The organism is Streptomyces sp. NPDC058295, from assembly GCF_042880655.1.
Classification (GTDB): Bacteria; Actinomycetota; Actinomycetes; order Streptomycetales; family Streptomycetaceae; genus Streptomyces; species Streptomyces coriariae.
Window position 1 is genome coordinate 1 of record NZ_JBHVYO010000019.1, and the last position, 23,035, is coordinate 23,035.

A 23,035-nucleotide genomic window follows, 5' to 3' on the forward strand; every position below is an offset into this window, starting at 1 on the left:
GGCGGGGCCGCGCCCGGGGCCCGGCCCCGGCCCCCGGCGGCGCCCGGCGGGGCCCGCCCCCGGCGGGCCCGCCGCCATGTACGGGCCCGCTCAGGCAGCCGCCCGCCGCCCCCGCCGGTGCGCGATCTCGCCGAGGACGACGTCCATGACCAGGAAGCCGGCGAGCGGGATGCCGAGGAGCGGCACGAAGTAGGCGACCACGGCGACCGTCGCCATCAGCGGGACGAGGACGTACGGCGGAACCTGCGCCCAGGCCCCGCGCGGGACGGGCCGGCCGAAGGCGGACCCGCGGCCGCGCTGCCACCACATGCGGTAGCCCCACACGATCAACAGGACCAGGGAACCCGCGAGAAGCATCAGCGCGAGCTGGTTGACCAGACCGAACAGGACGCCGGTGTGCAGGTCGATGCCCCAGCGGGTCAGTTTGGCGAGCAGCGGGTAGTCGTCGAACCGCAGCACGTCGGTGACCTCGCCGGTGGCCGGGTCGACCGCCACCGCGTCCTGCTTCTCGGGCCAGCTGCGCTGCACCTGCTTGACCACGAACGCGGAGGAGGCGTCCGCGGGCGGGACGATCTCGACCGGGTCGCCCAGCCCCTCGGCCCGCGCGGCGGCCAGGACCCTGTCGAGGCCGACGCCGTGCTCGGCGTCGCCGCCCGCGCCGGAGGCCGTGTCGTGACCGGCGTGGTCGCCGCCGCTCGCGGCCGCCGAGACCGACGGAGTGGCCTGGCCGAGCGAGGTGCGCAGGACGTCGACGTTGGCGCCCGCGTAGGTGGACCAGGTCAGTCCGGTCGCGGACAGGAAGATGAAGCCGACGGCGGCCCACACGCCGACGGTGCCGTGCAGACCCAGCGTGCGGCGCCGTCCGGCGGTGCCGCGGACCTTGCGCAGGGCGCGCCGCCGGGAGAACCAGAGCACCAGGCCGCCGCCCGCGATCACCCACAGCCAGCTGGCGGCGAGTTCGCTGTAGAGGCGGCCGTTCTCGCCGAGGTGCAGATCGCGGTGGAACTCGTCGATCCAGGTGCGCAGCGGCAGCGCACCGGTGGAGCCGTACTGCTCCAGGGCGCCGCGCACCTTGCCCGTGTACGGGTCGACGAACACGGCGAGGGTGTGGGTGGCGTCGACGCCCTCGACGCCGGACAGCATCACGCGGGTCGTGGCGTCGTCCTCCGGCGAGGGGCGGACGGCCGCAACCGTACCCTCGGGGTAGGCCTTGCGGGCGGCGTCCACCTGCTCGGAGACCGGCAGCGGCGCGGCACCGACCGGCACGGTCAACTCGTGGGCGTACACGAGCCTCTCGGCCTGGAACGCACCGGCGTACAGGAACCCGGTGGCGGCGGCGACCAGCAGGAACGGCGCCACGAACACGCCGGCGTAGAAGTGCAGACGCAATATCAGCGGGCGCAGCGGGGCCCACGGACCGCGGGACTTCGGCTCGGGGGCCGCTGCTTGCGGTGCCTCGTCCGGTCCCCCGGCTCGAGCGGAGCCGGGGGTGGGGGAGGTCGAGGGAGCGGTGGACATGGTGGCGCTTCTCCGGGGGCAGGAGGAGTGGGTCGGGGACAGCGGCACGGGGGACGCTTTCAGCCGTGCCGCACCAGTAGTCGGCGGCGGACGGCACCGAGTTCCCGCCACTTCGAGTGACCTGCGTCACATGTCATGCGGCCATGGCATGCTGGTCCGATGGCATCTCCCAGTCCCCGCGCGCCCCTTGCCGAACGGATCGAGGAACTCCTCGCCCCTGGCGGCCCGTTGCCCATCGTGGCGGCGGGAGACCCGGTCCTGCGGACGGGTACGACGCGCTACGAGGGTCAGCTCGACCCCGCTCTGCTGGCCCGGTTCGTCGAGGCCCTGCGCGTCACCATGCACGCGGCGCCGGGCGTCGGCCTCGCCGCCCCGCAGGTCGGGGTGGAACTGCGGATCGCCGTCATCGAGGACCCGGCGCCGGTGCCGGAGGAGGTGCGGCTGGCCCGCGGCCGGGTGCCCCAGCCGTTCCGGGTGCTGGTCAACCCCGAGTACGAGCCGGTCGGTTCGACCCGCGCCGCCTTCTTCGAGGGCTGTCTGAGCGTGCCGGGCTACCAGGCGGTGGTGGCCCGGCACGCCGAGGTGCGGCTCACGGGTGCGGACGAGCACGGCCGGCCACTGGACGAGGTGTTCGCCGGCTGGCCCGCCCGTATCGTCCAGCACGAGACGGACCACCTCGACGGTCTGCTCTACCTCGACCGGGCCGAACCGCGCTCGCTCTCGGCCAACCAGGCCGTGCTCGAACGCTGGACGCAGCCGACGGCGGACCTCGCCGCGAGGGCGCTGGGGTTCGAACTCCCCTGAGCCGCCGGCCCGGTCGGCCGGGTTCGCTCAGTTGTCCCGGTAGGCCTCCAGCAGCCGCAGCCACACCTCGCTGAGCGTCGGGTAGGACGGGACGGCGTGCCACAGCCGGGCGAGCGGGACCTGGCCGGCGACCGCGATCGTCGCCGAGTGGATCAGTTCGCCGACACCGGGGCCGACGAAGGTGACGCCGCGCAGGATCTCCCGCTCCAGGTCGACGACCATCCGGGCGCGGCCCTTGTAACCCTCGGCGTACAGACCCGCTCCGGCCACGGACGACATGTCGACGTCGACGGCCCGCACCCGGTGTCCGGCCTGTTCCGCCTCGGCGAGCGAGAGACCGACGGCGGCCGCCTCCGGGTCGGTGAAGACGACCTGGGGGACGGACTCGTGGTCGGCCGTGGCGGCGTGGGCGCTCCACGGGTCGCTCTCCGGCAGCTCGGTACCGGCCGCGCGGGCGGCGATGGCGGCACCCGCGATCCGGGCCTGGTACTTGCCCTGATGGGTGAGAAGGGCCCGGTGGTTGACGTCGCCCACCCCGTAGAGCCAGTCGGTGCCGTTGACACGCAGACTGTCGTCGACGGTGAGCCAGGAGCCGGGTGCCAGGCCGACCGTGTCCAGGCCGATGTCGTCCGTGCGCGGGGCGCGGCCGACGGCGAAGAGGATCTCGTCGGCCTCGATGCGTTCGCCGGTGTCGGTGACGACCACGACGGTGCCGTCGGAGCGGGTCACCGACGCCACCGAGGTGCCCGTGCGCACGTCCGCGCCGGCCTCCGTGAGCGCCTCGGCGACCAGTTCGCCCGCGAACGGTTCCATCCGGTCGAGCAGGCCCTTGCCCCGCACGAGAAGGGTGACCTGCGAGCCGAGCGCCTGCCAGGCGGTGGCCATCTCGGTGGCGACGACTCCCCCGCCGACCACGACGAGCCGGCCGGGCGCCGACTGGGCGCTGGTGGCCTCCCGGCTCGTCCAGGGCCCGACCTCGGCGAGCCCCGGCAGGTCGGGCAGCGCGGCGCGGGTCCCGGTGGCGACGACGACCGCGTGGCGGGCCGTGAGCACCTTGTCCCCCACCGTCACCGTGCGCGGCCCGGTCAGTCTGCCGTGGCCGCGGTAGAGGTCCGCGCCGATGCTCTTGATCCAGTCGACCTGCCCGTCGTCCGTCCAGTCGCCGGTGAACCAGTTGCGGCGGGCGAGGACCGCCGCCGTGTCCAGCGGGCCCTGCACCGCCTCGCGCAGGCCGGGCAGTCGGCGGGCGTCCGCGCGGGCGATCACCGGGCGCAGCAGGGCCTTGCTGGGCATACAGGCCCAGTACGAGCACTCGCCGCCGACCAGCTCGCTCTCCACGACCGCGGTGGTGAGGCCGTGCGCACGGGTGCGGTCGGCGACGTTCTCCCCCACGGGCCCGGCTCCGAGCACAACCACGTCGTACAGGTTGGTTTCCGTTTCCGTCATGGGGTCAGTCTGGTGGGTGGTGTGCGGGGTGGCCACACGGGTAGGGGCGCGGAATACGCGTCGGGCCGGCCGTGTTGTGGCGGACGGTTTCACCCCATGCCAGGAGACCCCTGGCGGGAAGCACCGGGAAGAGGAATCACGCCATGAGCAGCACCGTGGAGCTCACCAAGGAGAACTTCGACCAGACGGTCACCGACAACGACTTCGTCCTGATCGACTTCTGGGCGTCCTGGTGCGGCCCGTGCCGTCAGTTCGCCCCGGTCTACGACAAGGCCGCGCAGGAGAACCCGGATCTGGTGTTCGGCAAGGTGGACACCGAGGCGCAGCCGGAGCTGGCCGCGGCCTTCGGCATCCAGTCCATCCCGACGCTGATGATCGTGCGGGACCGGGTCGCCGTGTTCGCGCAGCCGGGCGCCCTGCCCGAGGCCGCCCTCACGGACGTCATCGGACAGGCGCGCAAGCTGGACATGGACGAGGTCCGCAAGTCGATCGAGGAAGAGCAGGCCAAGTCCGGGGCCGACGGCTCCCCGGCCGCCCAGGGCGAGTAGCCCCGGAGCCGCCTGGACCCGGGACCGCCTAGAAGGGGTACGGCGCCACGTCCGCGCGTACCGTCGTCCAGCGGACGTCGGTGAAGGCCTCGAGGTTGGCCTCGCCGCCGAAGCGGGCGCCGGTGCCGGAGGCGGCGACCCCGCCGAAGGGCGCGACGGCCTCGTCGTTCACCGTCTGGTCGTTGATGTGCACGATGCCGGTCGGGATCCGTTCGGCGAGGTCGAGACCGCGGGCGGCGTCGCGGGTGACGATGCCGAGCGAGAGGCCGTAGGAGCTGCGCGCGGCCAGGGCCGCCGCCTCGTCCGGCGTACCGAAGGAGCGGACCGGGGCCACCGGGCCGAAGACCTCCTCCGCGTAGGCGGGGGTGTCGTCGTCGACGCCCGCGAGGACGGTCGGCCGGTAGAAGAGGTCCTCGTGCCTGCCGCCCGCGGCGAGCTTGGCGCCGGCCGCCGTGCTGGCCTCCACCAGGCCGTGCACCTTGGTGAGCTGGCCGCCGTCGATGAGCGGGCCGAGGTGGACCTGGGCGCGGTGCGGGTCGCCGACGGCGAGGGCGTCGGCCTTCGCCGCGAGCCGCTCCACGTACTCCTCGTAGAGGGAGGCGTGCACCAGGTGGCGGCCGGTGGTCATGCAGATCTGGCCCTGGTGGAAGAAGGAGCCCCAGGCCGCGGTGGAGATCACCGCGTCCAGGTCGGCGTCCTCCAGCACGATCAGGGCGGAGTTGCCGCCGAGTTCCAGGTGGGCCCGCTTGAGGTGGCGTCCTGCGGCCTCGCCGACCGCCCGGCCGGCCGCGGTGGAGCCGGTGAAGGAGATCACCGGCACCAGCGGGTCGGCCACCAGGGCCGCACCGGTCTCGGCGCCGCCCGGGAGGATGTGCAGGAGGTTCTCGGGCAGGCCCGCCTCCGCGAAGACCGCGGCCAGGGCCAGTCCGCCGCACACCGCCGTCCGCGGGTCCGGCTTGAGGACGACCGCGTTGCCGAGCGCGAGGGCGGGCGCGACGGACCGGATCGACAGGATCAGCGGGGCGTTGAACGGGGAGATCACGCCCACGACGCCGACGGGCACCCGCCGGGTGTACGACAGCCGGGGCGCCTCGCTGGGCAGGACCTGTCCGGCCGGGCGGGAGGCGAGCGCCGCGGCCTCGTAGCACTCCTGGGCGGCGACATGCAGCTCGAAGTCGGCCTTGCCGGGTATGGATCCGGACTCGCGGACGATCCACTCGCGCAGTTCGTCGGCGTGGGCGGCGAACAGGTCGCCGGCCTTGCGCAGCACACCGGCGCGCACGAAGTGGGGCAGCCGGGCCCACTCGGTCTGCGCGGCACGGGCGGCCTCGGCGGCCGGACCGACGTCCGCGGCGCCCGCCAGGTCGACGGTGCCCAGCGGATCGCCGGTGGCGGGCTCGGTGACGGTGTACCGGGGGCCCGACAAGGTGCGGGACTGCCAGTTCTTGGGGTCGAGCAGCGGCATGAAGGCTCTCCGATCGGTGACCCGCGGGACTCGCGGCTCTCTCACAGGGGGAGGGGAAGTCCCGTGTAGTTGGCCGCCAGTTCGGCGGCGGCGTGGCGGGATGCGGTGATCCGGCGCAGCCGGGCGAGCTGCATCCGATGGTCGAACGCATCTCCATCTGGTTGAGCGTGCAACATCCTAGTCATGTCGTCGGAAAAGCGGGTCGCCTGCCACACACGTCGCAGACAGAGATCCGAGTACCCGTCCAGCAGCCTCGTGGACCCGGTGGCGTGCAGTTCGGCGAAGGCGCTGCCGAGCAGCCGTACGTCCGAGACGGCGAGGTTGAGCCCCTTGGCACCGGTCGGCGGGACGATGTGGGCCGCGTCCCCGGCGAGCAGGAGCCGGCCGTGCCGCATCGGCTCGTGGACGAGGCTGCGCAGCGGCGTCACGGACTTGCTGATGACGGGGCCGCGGCGCAGCGTCCAGTCGGCGTCGACGGCGAAGCGGGCGGCGAGTTCGTCCCAGATCCGGTCGTCGGGCCACTCCCGCAGGCCGGTGCCGTTGGGGACCTGGAGGTAGAGCCGGGAGATCCGCGGCGACCGCATGCTGTGCAGGGCGAAGCCGCGTTCATGGCGTGCGTAGATCAACTCCTCGCAGGAGGGCGGCACTTCGGCGAGCACACCGAGCCAGGAGTACGGGTAGTCGTGGGTGTACGTCCGGCCCGCCGCGGCCGGGAAGGCGGCGCGGGCGACGCCGTGCGAGCCGTCGCAGCCGACGACCCAGTCGCAGGACAGGGTCCGTTCGCGCCCCTCGTGCAGGAACCGCACGACGGGCGACCCGCTCAGCGGCTTCTCCACGGCGAGGGCCGCCGCCTCGAACAACAGGGGCGGCCCGTCGGCGAGTTGGAGGGCGACGAGATCCTTCACGAGCTCCGTCTGGGCGTAGATCGTGACCGTGCGGCCGCCGGTGAGGACGGGGAAGTCGAGATGGTGGCGCTCGCGGTCGAACCGCAGCTCGATGCCGTGGTGCACCAGGCCCTGGGCGTCGAGCCGTTCGGCGGCTCCGGCCGCGCGCAGGGTGTCGACCGTGCCCTGCTCCAGCATTCCGGCACGCTGGCGCCGTTCCACGTACTGTCTGGCCCTGCTCTCCAGGACCACGCAGCCGACTCCCGCGCGGTGCAGCAGCCGGGCGAGCAGCAGCCCCGCGGGGCCGCCGCCGATGATGCCGACCGTCGCACGCATGGCACGCCTCCCCTGCGACCGTAGTTCAGCTGGAGTCGCGCTGCACCACGGTGGCTCCGAACGGTTCGTGCGCCTCGGGGACGGCCGCGGGGCTGCGCACCGCCCGGTCGACCAGCGAGGCGAGGTCGCGGCCGGAGGGCAGCGCGATCCGCACGGTGCTGAGCCGGGGCCGCAGCAGCCGCCCGAGCATCAGGTCGTCGGCACCGATGACGGCGACGTCCTCGGGGACACGCACGCCCGCGTCCTGAAGGGCGCGCATCAGCAGCATCGCGTACTCGTCGTTGTAGGCGAAGACGCCGTCGAGGCCGAGGTCGGGCCAGCGGGCGGCGAGGGCGGCCGCGGACTCCTCCGTGTAGGCCAGGGACAGTTCGGTGACGGTGGCGTCCGTGCCGTGCAGCGCCTCGCGGGAGCCGGCCAGCCGGGGCGCGGAGAACATCTCCATGCCACGCTCGGCCGGGACGACCACCCCGATCCGGCGGCGGCCGCGGGCGTACAGGTGCGCGGCGGCGCTGCGGCCGACGTCGGCATGGTCGAGGAGCAGCGCGCGGGCGCCCTCGACCGCCTCGGGACCGAGGGTCACCACGGCCCGGGCGCCGGACCTCTTCAGTACGGCGACCCCCTCCGGGCCGACGCCGGGGCTGGGCACCAGCACGGCGACGGGCCGCAGTTCGGCCCAGGCGCGGGCCGCGTCGTCACCGCGCAGACCGGTGGCGCCGTACTGGACGACGGTGTAGTCGAGGCGGCTCAGCGCCCCCTGGAAGTCGTGCACGAACTGGGAGTAGAGGGGGCCGGCCGGGACGGGCAGGGTGGGCATCAGGACCATGCGGCTGTGGCCGGCCCGCAGGGTACGGGCGGCCGCGTGCGGCACGTACCCGAGTTCCTTGGCGGCCTCGTGCACGCGGCGGCGGGTGGGCTCGCTGATGCGTACGGCGCTGGCGTTGTTCAGGACGTAGGAGACGGTCGCGCGCGAGACGCCGGCCAGGCGGGCCACGTCCGCGCTCGTGGGCACGGGGCGCGGCGCCGGCGACATCGTCGGCGCGGGCGGGTTCGGTATCTGCACCATGACGTACGGCATCTTGGCAGAAGCGGTGAGCGGCCTTCCGGGCGGGGGACGCCGAAATCCGATGAGCCGTCAACGAACATGTTCGTGACGTACTTGTTCGCAACGAACATGTTCGGTAGGGTGACGGCATGACAGCACGCCCCGACACCCCGCGCAGTCGCCGTGAGCGCCCGGCCAAGCCCGCTCTGACCAGGGAGGGCATCGTGGCCGCCGCCCTCGCGGTACTGCGCGCCGAAGGCCTGCGGAAGCTGACCATGCGGCGCCTGGCCGAGGAGCTCGACACCGGCCCGGCCTCCCTGTACGTCTACGTCCGCAACACGGCCGAGCTGCACGCGGCCGTGCTCGACGAGCTGCTGGGCACGACCCTGCCCGCACCGGCCGCGGGGAGCTGGCGCGAGCGGCTGGAGGGCGTGCTCACCTCGTACACCGCGATGCTCTTCGCCTATCCCGACCTCGCCCGCTCCGCGCTCACCGCCCGGCCCAGCGGCCCCCACTACCTGAACCTGATCGAGACCCTGCTCGCCCTGCTCGACGAGGGCGGGGTGCCGCCCACGCAGGCCGCGTGGGGCGTCGACCTGCTGCTCCAGCACGCCACCGCGACGGCCGCCGAGCACACGGACGAGGCGCCCCCGGAGGACTGGGACGCCCTGCTGCACGCGGTGCGCGAGGCGTCGGAGCGGACCCATCCGCACATCGCCGGCCTCACGGGACCGCTGCTCTCGGGATCGCCCGAAGCCCGCCTCTCCTGGGGACTCCAGACCCTGATCAGCGGCATCGAGCGGACCGCCGTACCCGAATGACCACCCCAGCCACCCCACCCCCCCAGGAGGAACCGTGCATCACCCCATAGCAATCATCGGCGCCGGACTCGGCGGCCTCACCCTCGCCCGTGTGCTGCACGTGCACGGCATCGAGGCGGCAGTCCTCGACCTGGACGCCTCGCCCGGCGCCCGCACCCAGGGCGGCCTGCTCGACATCCATCTGGACTCCGGCCAGGAGGCACTGCGCGCCGCCGGACTGCACGAGGAGTTCCGGACGCTGGTCCTGCCCGGCGGCCAGGCCACCCGGGTCCTCGACAAGGACGCGGTGATCCGCTTCGAGGGGGCCGACGACGGGACCGGCGAGCGCCCCGAGGTCGACCGGGGTGCCCTGCGCGACCTGCTGCTGAACGCGTTGCCCGAGGGAACGGTCCGCTGGGGCGCGAAGGTCACCGGCGCGCGTGCGCTGGGCGGCGGGCGGCACGAGGTGCGTCTCGAGGACGGCTCCGCCTTCACCACGGACCTGCTGGTCGGCGCCGACGGAGCCTGGTCGCGGATCCGCCCGCTGCTCTCCGACGCCCGGCCCGCGTACACGGGCGTGTCGTTCGTCGAGACGGACCTGCTCGAGGCGGACGCACGCCATCCGGTGAGCGCCGGCGTGGTCGGCGGCGGGTTCCTCCTCGCGCTCGGCGCCGGCAAGGGCTTCCTCGCGCACCGCGAACCCGACGGCAGCCTGCACGTCTACACCGCTCTGCGGGTCGCCGAGGACTGGGCGGACCGCGTGGACTTCGACGACGCCGAGGCGGCCAGGAGGTACGTCCTGGAACACTTCGCGGACTGGGACAAGAGCCTGCGGGCGCTGGTCGCCGACGCCGACGGACCCCTGGTGCCGCGCCTCATCCACGCCCTGCCGGTCGGCCACCGCTGGGAGCGGGTCCCCGGTGTCACCCTGCTCGGCGATGCCGCCCATCTGATGTCGCCGTTCGCGGGCGAGGGCGCCAACCTCGCGATGCTGGACGGCGCCGAACTGGGCCTGGCCCTGGTCGCGCACCCGGGCGAGCGCGAGGCCGCGCTGGCCGCCTACGAGGAGAAGCTGTTCCCGCGCAGCGAGGCGGCCGCGGCCGCCTCCGCCCACAGCAGCGTGGCCCTGTTCGCCGAGGACGCCCCGCAGGCCGTCGTCGACCTCTTCACCGCGGGGCCCTGACCGGCGCCGCGCTCGGCACCCCGCTGGTCACCCGGTCGACCAGTTCGCTCCAGCCCGCCTCCAGGCGCGCCGCCGGCATACCGCACTGCCGGGTGAGGTGGTGGACGAGGACCGGGTTGAGGTACCCCGTCAGCGTGTGGGCCAGCAGTTCGACATCCGTGTCGGGCAGGGCCTGGCGCAGCAGCAGGACGAGATGGCTGTGGTGGACACGGCGCGGCGGCACGGAGTACCGGCGGTCCGGTCCGGGCTCGGCCGCCAGCTGGAGGTCCAGTTCGTCCACGGACCGCCTGAGCATGGCGACGCCGAACGCCCGCAGTCGCTCGACGGGTTCCGCGCCCGGCCCCAGCGGCGGGGGACCGCTCAGGAACGCGGCCTGGAAGTTGCGCTCCGAGTGGTCCAGGAGCGCGGTCAGCAGCCCGGTGCGGTCGCCGAAGCGCCGGAACACCGTGCCCTTGCCCACGTTCGCCGCGCTCGCCACCGCCTCCATGGTGACCCCCGCCGCGCCGTGCTCGGCGATCAGCCGGGCGGCGGCGTCCAGCAGCCTGGCCCGGTTGCGGGCAGCGTCGGCGCGCAGGCACGGCTCGTCCCCGGCCGGCCCCAGGTGCAGCAACCCGGGCTCGGTCAGACTCTCCTCGGGCTCCGGACAGGGAGGCAGAACGGCGGACATGAACTCAGCGTAAAGCATCGGGAATGAAACTGGACCGCGGTCCGGTTAGGATGCTAGAACATTAAACGGACCTCGGTCCGGATTTGTAACAGCAATGTTTCAGCCTCTGGGAGTACCCATGTCTGTCCGCATCCTCGCGCTCGTCGGCAGCCTTCGCGCCGGTTCGACCAACCGCCAGCTCGCCGAGGCGGCCGTCAAGGTCGCTCCCGAAGGCGCCGACGTCGACCTCTTCGAGGGCCTGGCCGAGATCCCCTTCTACAACGAGGACCTCGACGTCGAGGGCAGCGTCCCGGCCGCCGCCGCCAAGCTGCGTGCGGTCGCCCAGGCCGCCGACGCGTTCCTGCTCTTCTCCCCCGAGTACAACGGCACCATCCCGGCCGTCCTGAAGAACGCCATCGACTGGCTGTCCCGCCCGTACGGCGCCGGCGCCTTCGGCGGCAAGCCCGTCGCCGTGGTCGGTACCGCGTTCGGCCAGTTCGGTGGCGTGTGGGCGCAGGACGAGGCCCGCAAGGCCGTGGGCATCGCCGGCGGCAGGGTCATCGAGGACCTCAAGCTCTCCATCCCGGGCTCGCTGACCCGCTTCGCCGAGACCCACCCGGTGGACGACGCCGAGGTCGCCGCCCAGCTGACCGAGGTCGTGGCCCGTCTGCACGGCCACGCGGGCGAGGTCGTGGCCGCCTGACCGGCAGCACCACGACATAGCAGGACACGGGGCTGCTGGGGGTCCGGAATTCTTTCCGGGCCCCTTTCGCCGTACGCGGCCCCCGTTCCCCGCTCCCCGCACCCCGGCCCGGTCGGTCCAGCTCGGCCGGCCGCACCACGGCGGGGCCACGAAACGCTCGATCCAGCCGGCCGTCTCGCCCAGGCGCGGCGCGAGGATCACCGTGTCGATGCCGAGCTCGGGGTAGAGGCGAAGAGATCGCACGCGTCCGTGTACCGGGCGACCAGCCGCAGCGTCCTGCGCGCCTCCGCCGCCGATCAGGATCTCCGGGCGCGGGGAGCCGACCGCGGTCTTGATCGCCGTTCACCGGCTCCGGTGACGCCAGACCTCGGAGCGCTCTCGAAGTCAAGGGACCACCGGCCGGACCGGCCTCCGCGTCCGCGTCCGGTCATCCGATAGGCGAATCTCGTCCAACCCGAAGACCTCCTCCCGTCGCGTCTGATAGGGCTGGGCGGATGCAGACCCTCTATCGACGACTGCTCGGCCTGATGCCCCGTATCGGCGTCCAGGTGACCGACCTCGGACCGGGGACGGCGGTGGTCTCGCGGCGCGGCGGCGCGTACCGGGTGACCGGCGCGGACAAGGACACCTGGGTGGTGCGGCGTACCCGTGACAAAGCCCGTTCCGAGGTCGCCGAGGGCGGCGCCGTGCGGCTGGGCGACACCGGCGCGTTGCTCCTGATGGAGACCACGGGCGGTCAGGACGAGCGCAGACTCCAGCTGGCGGCCGCCGAGTACCTCTGCACCCAGCATGTGACCGCCATGCTGGAGCTCTACGGCGTGAACTGCGTCTTCGACGTCGGCGCCAACAACGGCCAGTACGCCAGGCGCCTGCGGAAACTCGGCTACACCGGCCGGATCGTGTCCTTCGAGCCCACCTCGGAGACGTTCGCCCGGCTCGAGCAGGCCGCGGCGGACGACCCCGACTGGCAGGTGTACCGGTGCGGACTGGGCCGCGAGGAGACGACGGCCGAGATCCACGTCGGCTGGAAGACGATGAACTCCCTGCTGCCTGCCAGCGACTACGGCAAGGGCCGCTACAGCAGGTTCGCGAAGGCCGACACCGAGGAGATCCGGGTCCGCCGGCTGGACGAGGTCATGGCCGACGCACTGGACGGCCTCGCCGATCCGCGCCCCTACCTGAAGATGGACACCCAGGGCTACGACCTCGAGGTGTTCGCCGGCGCCGGGGAGCGGATCGCGGAGTTCGTGGGGATGCAGTCCGAGGTCGCGGTGCTGAAGCTGTACGAGGGCAGCCCCGGTATGGGCGAGGCCGTCGCGGTGTACGAGGCCGCCGGGTTCGGCATCACCGGCATGTACCCCGTGACGCGCGAGGCGACCACGGGGCGGGTGATCGAGTTCGACTGCGTGATGATGCGCGCGGACGCCGCGCCTACGCCGTAGAGCCGTCCCGCGCCGCCCCCTCCGGTCGCCCCTCTCCTTCCTCCCTTTCCTGCCGCTCCTGCCGTGCGGAGGCCCGCAGGCTGGTGACGGTGGTGACCGCGAGGACGAGCACGATGAAGCCGAGCGAGAAGGGGATGCCGATCTCGGGCACGTGCACCCCGGACTCGTGCAGCGCGTGCAGCACCAGCTTCACACCGATGAAACCGAGGATGACCGACAGGCCGTAGCCGAGATGGACCAGCTTCTTCAGCAGGCCGCCGATGAGGAAGTACAGCTGCCTGAGGCCCATCAGCGCGAAGGCGTTGGCGGTGAACACGATGTACGGGTCCTCGGTCAGCCCGTAGATGGCGGGGATCGAGTCGAGCGCGAACAGCACGTCGGTGGAGCCGATCGCGAGCATCACGACCAGCATCGGGGTCATGACCCGCTTGCCGTTCTGCTCGATCCACAGCTTCGTCCCGTGGTAGCGGTCGGCCACGCCGAACCGTCTCTCCACGGCCTTCAGCAGCTTGTTCTCCTCGTACTCCTCCTCGTGCCCGCCCTTCCTGGCATCCTGGATCAGCTTCCAGGCCGTCCAGATCAGGAAGGCTCCGAAGAGGTAGAACACCCAGGAGAACGTCGAGATGATCGCCGCGCCCGCCGCGATGAACAGCGCGCGCAGCACGAGGGCCACCAGCACGCCCACCATCAGCACCCGTTGCTGGTACTGCGAGGGCACCGCGAACTTGGCCATGATCAGGACGAACACGAACAGGTTGTCCACGCTCAGCGACTTCTCGGTGATGTAGCCCGCGAAGAACTCCCCCGTCGGCCCGCCGCCTCCGAAGAGGAACACGCCGAGGCCGAACAGACAGGCCAGGACGACCCAGACGACGGTCCAGGTGCCGGCCTCGCGGACCGAGACGTCGTGCGGTTTGCGGCCGATGAGGAAGTCGACGGCGACGAGCGCGCACAGCGCCGCGACGGTCAGCAGCCAGACGGGGAGGGAGACGTTCACGGGGGTCACTCCTGGTGCCTGTGTGGGGGTGAAAATCGTTGTCGTCCGCGGCTGCTTCTTTCCACCCCAGACAGGTGAACAGAAGGTCATGACCTGGCAAGCTGCGGAGCGGGGCAGGGCGTCACCCGCCGTACGGCGGGCAGCTCCCGCCGTACGGCGGCCCCCGGACGGGCGGCGGGTGCGCCGATCATGGGCCGCACGAGCCGCCGCGCAACCGCGCTCCGCGTGAGGAGAACCCCATGACGTCCGCACCGCCGCCCTTCGACCCCGAACTCGGCGCCGCCCTGGAACTCATCCGGGAGATGATCCAGCCGGGGCTGACCGCCGAGGACATCGAAACCGTCCGCCAGGGGCCGGGCATCGCCCTGCTGGCCGAACTGGACCTGACCCAGGGCGGGGCCTTCGAGGTCGAGGACCGGACGGTGCCGGGACCCGAGGGCGCCCCCGGGATCTCGCTGCTGATCTGCCGGCCCACCTCACCGGCTCCGGCACGCCCGCGTCCGGTCGTCTATCACGTGCACGGCGGCGGCATGATCCTCGGCAACAACCGCGTCGGCGTGGACGTGGCCCTGGACTGGGCGCGGGAACTGGACATGGTCGTGGTGTCCGTGGAGTACCGGCTGGCGCCCGAGCACCCCCATCCGGCGCCGGTCGAGGACGTCTACGCCGGTCTGCTGTGGACGGCGGAACACGCCGCGGAACTGGGCGCGGACCCCGAGCGGATCGTGCTCGCCGGGGCCAGCGCGGGCGGCGGTCTCGGTGCCGCGCTCGCCCTGCTGCTGCGCGACCGTCAAGGGCCGCGGCCGCTCGGCCAGTTGCTGCTGTGCCCGATGCTGGACGACCGCAACGACACCCCCTCCAGCCATCAGATGGCGGGCCTGGGCGTCTGGGACCGCACGGCCAACGAGACCGGGTGGACGGCCCTGCTCGGCGAGCGGCGCGGCGGCCCTGACGTCCCCCCTTACGCGGCGCCCGCCCGGGCCGAGGACCTGTCCGGGCTGCCGCCGGCCTTTCTCGACGTGGGCTCCGCCGAGACGTTCCGGGACGAGGTGGTCGCCTACGCCTCCCGGATCTGGCAGGCCGGCGGGGTCGCCGAGCTGCATGTCTGGCCGGGCGGATTCCACGGCTTCGACGGCTTCGCGCCGCAGGCCGCGCTGTCCAGGTCGGCCCGTGCGGCCCACCTGGACTGGCTGCGGCGGCTGCTCGCCGAGTGACGCCCGCGGACGGCGGCCCGGCGGCGGGGCGGCTCAGCGGCGCTTGAACGCCACGGGCCCCTGTTCCCTTCGATGGTCCCGTCCGCGTGCGGGAACGGCCGGCGACCGGCTCCCCCCGCACAGGTCCGGCCCCGGCACCGTGTTCCCGCCCTTTCCGACCTCCGGCAATCCGCTCAGGCCCCCGGTCCGTCGGCTTTTCGCCACCGTTTCGCGGCGAGCCCGGAACCGACCACCGAGGCCGGTTCCGGGCGGAAGCGGTGGCCGCACCCCTCCCTCGTCGGCGCCCGCGTGGCGCATCATGGCCGCATGAAAGAGCTGGCCGGGCGCCTGACCGCACTGGACCCGGACGCCGGCGCCGCCGTGCGGGTCATCGCCTACTTCGACCGGCTGGCCGAGTCCCGGGCCGGGGTGGAGGCGCTGCTGCGCGGGGCCGCGGTGCTCGCCGGGGTGCCCGCGCGGCTCGTCGACGCGGACCGCCGGGTGCGGGTCCGGGTGGAGCCCGACGGCACCCGCCGGGACACGGAGCTGCCGCCGGACCCGGACTGGCCGTGCACGGCGCTGACGCCCGACGGGCCACCCGCGCTGTGGCTGGAACGCGCCGGTGCGATACCCAGCGTCGTGGACGCCGTGATCCTGGAACGGGCGGCCGGCGCGGCCCGCGTCGTGCTCGACCGCACCCGCGGGCGGGCGCCGCTCGACGACCCCGCCCTGGTCGAGACGCTCCTCGACGCCGCGGCCGCCGAACCGGCCCGGCTGCACGCGGCCCGCCGCCTCGGCCTGGGCCCCGCCGCCCCCGCCCGCGCCCTGGCCACGCCCGGCGGCCGGCCCCGGGTGCTGCCCGCGGACGCCCGGGACGCCGTGCCGGCCGGCCGGGTGGGGGTCGGGCCCGCCGTGCCCGTGACCGACCTGCCGCGCTCCTGGACCGCGGCCCGCACCGCGCTGCGCTTCACCGCGGACGGCACCGCGCAGGACCCGGGCCCTCGTGTCGTGTACGCCGACGAACTGGGCGGCATCGCCCTGCTGGCCGACCTCGTCGCACCGGGGGCCGAGCCTCCGGCGGACGTCCTCGCGGTCGAGACGGCCGCCGCGGACGCGCCCTGGCTGCTCACCACGCTGCACGCCGTCACCGCCACCGCGAGCCTGCGGTCGGCGGCGGCCGAGGCGAACGTCCACCACTCCACCCTCCAGGACCGGCTGGCCCACGCGGAGCATCTGCTGGGGTGGCCGGTGCGCACGCCCCAGGGCCGGCTGCGGCTGCACCTGGCGCTGACGATGCGGCGGCTGGCACGGCCGTGACGGCACTCCCGCGGGGCGGCGATCCTCGGGGAGGGGGCGTTCAACCGATCGATTGAACGGGGATTCCATCGCACGCGCGTGGTCCGCTCCGTCCGGACGACGCGGGCCGGCCGCCGGGCGCGGCAGGATCGACCTCGACCGTGGCGCCCGGTCCCCCACCCCCTCAGCGTGCGAAAGAGGTTCACCGCCATGCCCAGCTCCCCCAGCAGAAGGCGCCTGCTCACCACCGGTGCCGGTGCCGCCCTCGGCCTCGGCGCGCTCGGCGCCGCCTCCACCCCGGCGTCCGCGTCCGCGGCGCCGGCCGCTCCCGCGCGGGGCTCCGGCGCCGAGGAGACCAGGTCCCTCGACGAGCTGTACCGGGCCGCGCTCGCCGAGGGCGGCAGGCTCGTCGTCTACGCCGGCGGCGACACCCCGACCCAGCAGGACGGCACCAAGGCCGCCTTCCTGAAGCGCTTCCCGGACATCGACCTGAAGCTGATCGTCGACTACAGCAAGTACCACGACGTACGCGTCGACAACCAGCTCGCCACCGGCACCCTCGTGCCCGACGTCGTCCAGCTCCAGACCCTCCAGGACTTCGACCGCTGGAAGGCCCAGGGCCGCCTGCTGTCGTACCGGCCGGCCGGGTTCTCGAAGGTGCACGAGGGGTTCAAGGACCCGCAGGGCGCCTGGGTCGCGATCGGAGCGATCGCGTTCAGCTTCATGTACGGGACGGCCGCGGTCGGTTCGGACGCGCCCCGCACCCCGCTGGACCTGGTCGACGCCAAGTGGAAGGGGAGGATCGCCTCGTCCTTCCCGCACGACGACGACGCGGTGCTCTACCTGTACTCGCTCTACGTCGAGCACTACGGCTGGGACTGGGTGGCCCGGCTGGCCGCGCAGGACGTCCGGTTCGCGCGCGGCAGCAACTCCCCCGGGGACGCCGTGCGCGCCGGCACGCACGCGATCGGCGTCGGCGGCTCGGGTGCGCCGCTGTCGACCGGCCCGGTGAAGTTCGTCGTACCGGACAGTGCCCCCTTCATGGCCTGGGGCCAGCGGGCGGCGGTGCTCAAGGCCGCGAAGAACACCACGGCCGCCAAGCTCTACCTCAACTGGCAGCTGTCCACGGAGGTCCAGCGGAACTCCTTCAACGGCTGGTCGGTGCGCACCGACATCACTCCCCCGGCCGGCCTGAAGCCGGTCTGGGAGTACCGCAACGCCCACCTCGACGGCTTCCCCCGTTTCATGTCCGACCGGGCCGGGGTGGAGCGGCTGAAGCAGACGTTCGCGCTGTACTTCGGCGAGGTCGAGGGCGACCCGACGCCGGGCTTCCTCGGGCTGCGTCCGGGCGCCTGAGGCGACCCGGCCGTCCTCACACGGTCCCTACAGCTGCCGGATAGACTCGGGCCCCCTGTTCGAACGGATCATCGTCCAAGGGGATCTGCCGTGTCCGACCGCGCTCCCGTCCACACCCCCGCGAGGGCGGCCCGGGGGAGCCGGCCGATCGCCGACCTCCTCGCCCATCTCACCTTCTTCGTCGTCGTGGGCGCCGCTCTGGTCCGGCTGGTGCAGCTGAGGATCGGGCTGTGCTGGGACATCGTGGGCGTCAGCGGGCTGCTGGCGCTGGTGTACGCGGGCGGACTCGCGGCCGGTGAACGGCTGGGCCGGATCGGCCGGCACCTGTGGGTCGTGGCGCTGCTGGCGCTGTGGACCACGCTGGTCCTCCTCGCGCCCGCGTCGCTCACCGCCGCCTACGTGTGGTGCGCGCTGCCGCTGGCCTGCGCGGCCCTGCGGGTGCTCGGCCGGCGGGCGGCCGGGGCGGCGGTGGGCGCCCTCTCGGTCGTCCTCGCCGGTCAACTCGTCCGCAGCGCGGGGCAGTTCGATCCCGAGCTGGTGCTGATCCCGGTGGCGGCCGTGTGGGGCACCGTCGCCCTCTACCGCGCCCAGCAGCGCGACGCGGCCGAACGGCTGCGGCTGGTCGAGGAGTTGCGGGGCACCCGGGACGTACTGGCCCGGCAGCAGCGGCAGGCCGGGGTGCTGGCCGAGCGGGCCCGGATCGCCCGGGACCTGCACGACACGCTGGCCCAGGAGCTCTCCGGCGGGGTGATGCTGCTGCAGGCCGCCGACCGCGACTGGGACGCGAGGCCCGAGGTGGCCCGGAACCGGATGCGGGCGGTCGCCGACGCACTGCACGCCAATCTCGCCGAGACCCGCAGGATCATCCGCGACCTGACGCCGTCCGCCGTGGACGAGGCCGGTCTGGAGGGCGCGCTGCGGCTGCTGTGCGCGCGGGCCGAGGCGGAGGGCGCGGCGGCCCGGGTGCGGTTCCTCTCGGTGGGCGAGCGTCGGCCGGTCCTGGACGGGCCCGCGGCGGCGACCCTGTTCCGGGTGGCACAGAGCACGCTGGCCAATGTCCGTGAACACGCGCGCGCGGTGAACGTCCTGGTCACGCTGCACGGGTACGCGGACCGGACGGAGCTCGAAGTGCGGGACGACGGCGCGGGGTTCGAGACCGGCCGGGTCGGCGTCCCCGCCCAGGCCGTCCGGGGGCTCGGCATCCCGGCCGCCCGGGCGCGGCTGCGGGAGTGCGGCGGGGATCTCGTCGTGGGCAGCGTGCCGGGGCGCGGCACCTGTGTGCGGGCGACGGTGCCGGCCCTGGCGAAGAGCCGCCCGGCGGCCCCGGTGGCCGCCCGGTGAGCGGTGCGCCGTTGCGTCTGCTGGTGGCGGACGACCATGCCGTCGTCAGGGCGGGGCTGCGCGCACTGCTGGAGGGCGAGCCGGATCTCGAGGTGGCCGCCGAGGCGGGGTCCGGGGAGGACGCCGTTCGGCTCGCGGCGCGCCTGCTGCCGGACCTGGTGCTGATGGACCTGCGGTTCGGGAGCGGTGCCGGCATCGACGGGATCGAGGCGGTGCGCAGGCTCGCGGCCGAGGCGCCGGGGATCCCGGTGGTGATGCTGACGAGCTACGCGGGCCGGGCCGATGTGGTGCGCGCGCTGGAGGCGGGTGCCCGGGGCTATGTGCTGAAGGCGGGACCGCCGGAGGAGCTGTTCCGGGCGGTACGGGGTGCCGCGGCCGGTGCGCTCGGGCTGGCGTCGGAGGTGGTGGGCGAGTTGGTCGCCCAGAACCCGGCTCCGGAGCGGGAGTTGAGCGGGCGGGAGGTGGAGGTGGTGCGGCTGCTCGCGGAGGGGCTGAGCAACCGTGCGATCGCCGAGGCGCTGTTCCTGAGCGAGGCGACCGTCAAGACGCACCTGGTGCGGATCTACCGCAAGCTGGGCGCGGACAACCGGGCGGCGGCGGTGTCGGAGGCGGTCCGCAGGGGCCTGCTGGACCTGGCGTAACGCGGAGGCGGCAGCAAGCGGGGGCGGCACGGAGGGGGGCGACCTGCCGCGGTCACCCCCCTCCGGTGTCTCAGACCTTGGCCTGCTCGGGCACGGCGGTCTGGTCGGTCGCGTCCTCGCCCGCCGCGGCGGCACGGGCTGCGGGGATGACGGCGGCGATGGCCGCGGAGATCAGCGCGAGGGCGCCGCCGACCAGGAGCGCGGTACGGAAGCCGTCCTCGGAGGCGAAGGTGTGGCCGCCCATGGCCGTGGTCATCTGGGAGAGGATCACGCCGATGACGGCGGAGCCGATCGAGGTGCCGAGCGAACGCATGAGGGTGTTGAAGCCGTTGGCGGCGGCGGTCTCCGTGAGCGGGACCGAGCTCATGATCAGGGCGGGCATGGCGCCGTAGGCGAGGCCCACACCACCGCTGGTGATGAGCGTGACCACCATGACGCCCCAGGCGGACCCCATCAGTGCCAGGGAGACGAAGTAGCCGGCGGCCAGCACCAGGGCGCCGCAGACCAGTGTGAACTTCGGACCGCGGGCGTTGGTGAGCTTTCCGCCGAGCGGGGAGATCAGCATCATCATCAGGCCGCCGGGCGCCATCCACAGACCGGCCGCGAGCATCGACTGGCCGAGGCCGTAGCCGGTGGCCTCCGGGAACTGGAGCAGCTGCGGCATCACCAGCATGCTCGCGTACATGCCGAAGCCGATGAAGACCGAGGCGAGGTTGGTGAGGAGCACCCGGGGGCGGGCCGTGGTGCGCAGGTCGATCAGCGGGTCGGTGGTGCGCACCTCCCACACGCCCCAGCCGACGAGGGCCACGACGGCGGCGGCGAACAGACCGAGCGTGGTGCCCGAGGCCCAGCCCCAGTCGGCGCCCTTGGAGACCGCGAGCAGCAGCGAGACCAGACCGACGCCGAGACCGATCGCGCCGGGCAGGTCGAACCGCTGGCCCTTGGCGCCGGCCGGGACGTCCGGGACGAGCAGGTAGATCAGGACGGCGACGACGGCGGCGAGGGCGGCGGAGCCCCAGAACAGCACGCGCCAGTTGGCGTACTGGGCGACCGCGGCGGCCAGCGGCAGGCCGATGGCGCCGCCGATCCCCATGGAGGCGCTGACCAGCGCGATGGAGCCGCTGAGCTTCTCGGCCGGTACGACGTCCCGCAGCAGCGCGATGCCGAGGGGCACCATGCCCATGCCCATGCCCTGGAGCCCGCGCCCCACGATCATCGTCACGACGTCGGAGGCGAAGGCGCACACCACCGAGCCCACGATCAGCGGCACGGAACAGGCGAGCAGCATCCGGCGCTTGCCCAGCAGGTCGCCGAGGCGGCCGACGACCGGCACGCACACGGCGGCCACCAGCAGGGTGACGGTGATCACCCAGGCGGCGTTCGAGGACGAGGTGTCCAGGATCTGCGGCAGCTCGGCGATGAGGGGGGTGACCAGCGTCTGCATGATCGCCGCGGTGGTGCCGGCGAAGGCCAGCGTGGCGATCACGGCACCTGGGCGGGCCGTGGGCTGGAGAGCGGGGGCGCCCATGGGGACTCCTCGACTTGGGATGTGCGGTGAAGGTCCGCGGGAAGGATCCGCGCGCAGCACGCGAAGGATGTGCATCGTACATGCCATGTGTATCAAGCACATGCTGTGGCCCGTGCACAGCGGTGTGCCAGGATGGTGCGGGCGCACGGAAGCAGGAGGTCGGGCACATGGACACGCCGACACACGAGGTCGAGTACGAGCAGATGCTGCTCAGCCGCCACACGTTCCTGAACCAGCGGGGCGGTCGCCGCAAGAACAGCCTCATGGAGCGCAGCGCCTACATCCTGCTCAGCCGGATCCGGGTCCAGGGACCCATGTCCATCGGGGAACTCAGCGAGGCCTTCGGACTGGACGCCTCCACCCTGAACCGGCAGACCGCGGCGGCGATGCGGGCGGGGCTCATCGAGCGGATCCCCGACCCGGAGGGCGGGATGGCCCGCAAGTTCCGGCTCACCGACGAGGGCACCCGCCTGCTGGACTCGGAGCGCGAGGGGATCGTGGACATCCTGGACCAGGTGATGACCGACTGGCCGGACGAGGACATCGCCGCCTTCGCGGGCTATCTACGGCGCTTCAACTACGGCATCGAGGCCATCGGCGGCCGCCCGTGGCCGCGCCCCTGACGGCACGGCCGTTCAGCCGACGCCGTCGGCGCGCGTCTAGAGTTGCAGGGAGATCACCACTGCGCGGGAGTTCCCATGACCGGTCCCCGTCGGACACGCCCCACCGACGCCCTCGAAGCCATCGAGCCCCCGGGCAACGCCGAGACGGTCGTCGGGGTGCTGTCGGTGACGGTCCTGGTGGAGGTGCTGGGCGTCCTGTCCGAATCCGAGGTGTGGCTCCTCGGACTGCTGGTCTTCCTGCCGGGTACGGCGTCGGCCCTGTGCACCGTCCAGCAGACGAAGTTCGTCGCCGCCTGGACCACCCTGTTCGTCACCCTCACGCTGGTCGTACGGGCCGACGACAACGGCCGGTGGCTCGACCGGGCGCTGCTGGTGCTGCTCACCCTCGCCCTGGGAGCCGCCTCCGTCTACGCCTGCCACCGGCGCATCGCGCGCGAGCACGAGATGTTGCGGCTGCGCTCCACCGCCGCCGCCATGCAGCGGCACATCCTGCACCCGCTGCCCCTGCTCACCGACGACGTGCTGGTCAACGGCGTCTACGAACCCGTGCAGGAGGACCGGCTCGTCGGCGGTGACATCTACGACGTCGTGGCCTCGCCGTTCGGCACGCGCGTGCTGATCGGGGACGTGCAGGGCAAGGGGCTGGCCGCGGTGGGCGCCGCGTTCGCCGTCATCGGCGCCTTCCGTGAGGCGGCCCACCGGGAGCCCACACTCACCGCGCTCGTCGACGCCCTGGACGCCGCGGTCGTCCGGCACAACTCCTACGCCGAACAGACCGGCGACGACGAGCGGTTCGTCACCGCCCTGATCATCGGCGTCGACCAGGGCACGGAGGCGCAGGCCGTCAACTGCGGGCACATTCCGCCCCGGTTGGTGCACGAGGGCGCCGTCACCGCACCGGCGGTGGACACCGGCGTCCCGCTCGGGCTCGCCGACCTGGCCGCCGAACCCACCACGGTCGGGTGGTTCGCGTTCCCCGCCGGGTCCACGCTGGTGCTGACCACCGACGGCCTCACCGAGACCCGCGCCCACGACGGCACCTTCTACCCGGTCGACGAGCGTCTGATGAAGCACCTCGACCTCTCCCCCACCGAGCTGCCCCTGGCCATGCACGAGGACGCCCGCGCGTACGCCGGCCACGACCGCCGGCACGACGACGTCGCCGTGCTGACCGTCCGCCGGTCACCACGTCACTGAACACGGCCGCCGACCGGGCGGCCGGTCCCTCCCCTGCGGTTCACCC

The 23,035-nt window shown here is 73.4% G+C and carries 21 protein-coding genes; 13 read left to right on the forward strand and 8 right to left on the reverse strand.

Annotated elements, in window-relative coordinates:
- Positions 1-90: 90 nt before the first annotated feature.
- On the reverse strand, positions 91-1,518 hold the full coding sequence (locus tag ACFVYS_RS21170; protein WP_389504105.1) for a PepSY-associated TM helix domain-containing protein: 1,428 nt from the start codon (positions 1,516-1,518) through the stop codon (positions 91-93).
- A 159-nt stretch (positions 1,519-1,677) separates the two neighbouring features.
- Between ACFVYS_RS21170 and ACFVYS_RS21175 the strand changes: the two genes are divergently transcribed.
- Entirely contained in the window at positions 1,678-2,322 is a 645-nt protein-coding gene (locus ACFVYS_RS21175; protein ID WP_389504107.1) for a peptide deformylase, read from the forward strand.
- 27 nt (positions 2,323-2,349) lie between these two features.
- On the opposite strand, the gene ACFVYS_RS21180 is transcribed toward ACFVYS_RS21175, so the two are convergent.
- Entirely contained in the window at positions 2,350-3,768 is a 1,419-nt protein-coding gene (locus ACFVYS_RS21180; RefSeq protein WP_389504109.1) for a dihydrolipoyl dehydrogenase family protein, read from the reverse strand.
- 143 nt (positions 3,769-3,911) lie between these two features.
- On the opposite strand from ACFVYS_RS21180, the gene trxA reads away from it, so the two are divergent.
- Positions 3,912-4,316, forward strand: coding sequence for a thioredoxin (gene trxA / locus ACFVYS_RS21185; protein WP_389504111.1), 405 nt, complete (start codon positions 3,912-3,914; stop codon positions 4,314-4,316).
- 28 nt (positions 4,317-4,344) lie between these two features.
- Here the strand turns inward: trxA and ACFVYS_RS21190 are convergent, their stop codons facing one another.
- From ACFVYS_RS21190 to ACFVYS_RS21200, 3 genes are read right to left on the reverse strand one after another with little or no spacing between them, the layout of a single operon-like run.
- Positions 4,345-5,781, reverse strand: a complete 1,437-nt coding sequence (locus ACFVYS_RS21190; protein ID WP_389504113.1) for an aldehyde dehydrogenase family protein — start codon at positions 5,779-5,781, stop codon at positions 4,345-4,347.
- Between the two features lie 41 nt (positions 5,782-5,822).
- Positions 5,823-7,001 (reverse strand): 4-hydroxybenzoate 3-monooxygenase, encoded by a 1,179-nt coding sequence (locus ACFVYS_RS21195; RefSeq protein ID WP_389504115.1) that lies wholly within the window; start codon positions 6,999-7,001, stop codon positions 5,823-5,825.
- Positions 7,002-7,026: 25 nt separating this feature from the next.
- On the reverse strand, positions 7,027-8,076 hold the full coding sequence (locus ACFVYS_RS21200) for a LacI family DNA-binding transcriptional regulator (protein ID WP_389504117.1): 1,050 nt from the start codon (positions 8,074-8,076) through the stop codon (positions 7,027-7,029).
- Between the two features lie 116 nt (positions 8,077-8,192).
- On the opposite strand from ACFVYS_RS21200, the gene ACFVYS_RS21205 reads away from it, so the two are divergent.
- Together ACFVYS_RS21205 and ACFVYS_RS21210 are read left to right on the forward strand one after the other, a co-directional pair.
- A complete protein-coding gene (locus ACFVYS_RS21205; protein ID WP_389504119.1) occupies positions 8,193-8,864 on the forward strand; it encodes a TetR/AcrR family transcriptional regulator C-terminal domain-containing protein in 672 nt (223 codons plus the stop codon).
- 34 nt (positions 8,865-8,898) lie between these two features.
- The gene (locus ACFVYS_RS21210) at positions 8,899-10,026 is read left to right on the forward strand and encodes an FAD-dependent oxidoreductase (RefSeq protein WP_389504121.1); all 1,128 of its coding nucleotides are present in this window, start codon (positions 8,899-8,901) and stop codon (positions 10,024-10,026) included.
- Here ACFVYS_RS21210 and ACFVYS_RS21215 read toward each other — a convergent pair.
- Positions 10,010-10,711, reverse strand: a complete 702-nt coding sequence (locus ACFVYS_RS21215) for a TetR/AcrR family transcriptional regulator (protein WP_389504123.1) — start codon at positions 10,709-10,711, stop codon at positions 10,010-10,012. The two genes, ACFVYS_RS21210 and ACFVYS_RS21215, sit on opposite strands and share 17 nt — an antisense overlap.
- Before the next feature lie 100 nt (positions 10,712-10,811).
- On the opposite strand from ACFVYS_RS21215, the gene ACFVYS_RS21220 reads away from it, so the two are divergent.
- Both ACFVYS_RS21220 and ACFVYS_RS21225 read left to right on the forward strand, forming a co-directional pair.
- On the forward strand, positions 10,812-11,375 hold the full coding sequence (locus ACFVYS_RS21220) for an NADPH-dependent FMN reductase (protein WP_389504125.1): 564 nt from the start codon (positions 10,812-10,814) through the stop codon (positions 11,373-11,375).
- Positions 11,376-11,869: 494 nt separating this feature from the next.
- Positions 11,870-12,817: an FkbM family methyltransferase gene (locus ACFVYS_RS21225; RefSeq protein WP_389504127.1), complete on the forward strand. Its 948-nt coding sequence runs from the start codon at positions 11,870-11,872 to the stop codon at positions 12,815-12,817.
- On the opposite strand, the gene ACFVYS_RS21230 is transcribed toward ACFVYS_RS21225, so the two are convergent.
- Positions 12,807-13,814 carry a TerC family protein gene (locus ACFVYS_RS21230; RefSeq protein WP_389504129.1) on the reverse strand — a complete coding sequence of 336 codons (1,008 nt, stop codon included), beginning with the start codon at positions 13,812-13,814 and terminating at the stop codon, positions 12,807-12,809. The genes ACFVYS_RS21225 and ACFVYS_RS21230 overlap by 11 nt on opposite strands.
- Positions 13,815-14,053: 239 nt before the next feature.
- Between ACFVYS_RS21230 and ACFVYS_RS21235 the strand changes: the two genes are divergently transcribed.
- The 5 genes from ACFVYS_RS21235 (at position 14,054) to ACFVYS_RS21255 (ending at position 19,641) form a co-directional block, all read left to right on the forward strand.
- Positions 14,054-15,028: an alpha/beta hydrolase gene (locus ACFVYS_RS21235; RefSeq protein WP_389504131.1), complete on the forward strand. Its 975-nt coding sequence runs from the start codon at positions 14,054-14,056 to the stop codon at positions 15,026-15,028.
- Positions 15,029-15,334: 306 nt separating this feature from the next.
- Positions 15,335-16,324: a helix-turn-helix domain-containing protein gene (locus ACFVYS_RS21240; RefSeq protein ID WP_389504133.1), complete on the forward strand. Its 990-nt coding sequence runs from the start codon at positions 15,335-15,337 to the stop codon at positions 16,322-16,324.
- Between the two features lie 189 nt (positions 16,325-16,513).
- Positions 16,514-17,659 (forward strand): ABC transporter substrate-binding protein, encoded by a 1,146-nt coding sequence (locus tag ACFVYS_RS21245; protein WP_389504135.1) that lies wholly within the window; start codon positions 16,514-16,516, stop codon positions 17,657-17,659.
- 90 nt (positions 17,660-17,749) lie between these two features.
- Entirely contained in the window at positions 17,750-19,000 is a 1,251-nt protein-coding gene (locus tag ACFVYS_RS21250; RefSeq protein ID WP_389504137.1) for a sensor histidine kinase, read from the forward strand.
- On the forward strand, positions 18,997-19,641 hold the full coding sequence (locus ACFVYS_RS21255; RefSeq protein WP_389504139.1) for a response regulator: 645 nt from the start codon (positions 18,997-18,999) through the stop codon (positions 19,639-19,641). Before ACFVYS_RS21250 ends, ACFVYS_RS21255 begins: the two co-directional genes overlap by 4 nt.
- 70 nt (positions 19,642-19,711) lie before the next feature.
- Here ACFVYS_RS21255 and ACFVYS_RS21260 read toward each other — a convergent pair whose 3' ends face one another.
- Positions 19,712-21,169, reverse strand: coding sequence for an MFS transporter (locus ACFVYS_RS21260; RefSeq protein ID WP_389504141.1), 1,458 nt, complete (start codon positions 21,167-21,169; stop codon positions 19,712-19,714).
- Between the two features lie 167 nt (positions 21,170-21,336).
- On the opposite strand from ACFVYS_RS21260, the gene ACFVYS_RS21265 reads away from it, so the two are divergent.
- Together ACFVYS_RS21265 and ACFVYS_RS21270 are read left to right on the forward strand one after the other, a co-directional pair.
- The gene (locus tag ACFVYS_RS21265; protein WP_020127572.1) at positions 21,337-21,792 is read left to right on the forward strand and encodes a MarR family winged helix-turn-helix transcriptional regulator; all 456 of its coding nucleotides are present in this window, start codon (positions 21,337-21,339) and stop codon (positions 21,790-21,792) included.
- 75 nt (positions 21,793-21,867) lie between these two features.
- Positions 21,868-22,989 (forward strand): PP2C family protein-serine/threonine phosphatase, encoded by a 1,122-nt coding sequence (locus ACFVYS_RS21270; RefSeq protein ID WP_389504143.1) that lies wholly within the window; start codon positions 21,868-21,870, stop codon positions 22,987-22,989.
- Positions 22,990-23,035: the final 46 nt, after the last annotated feature.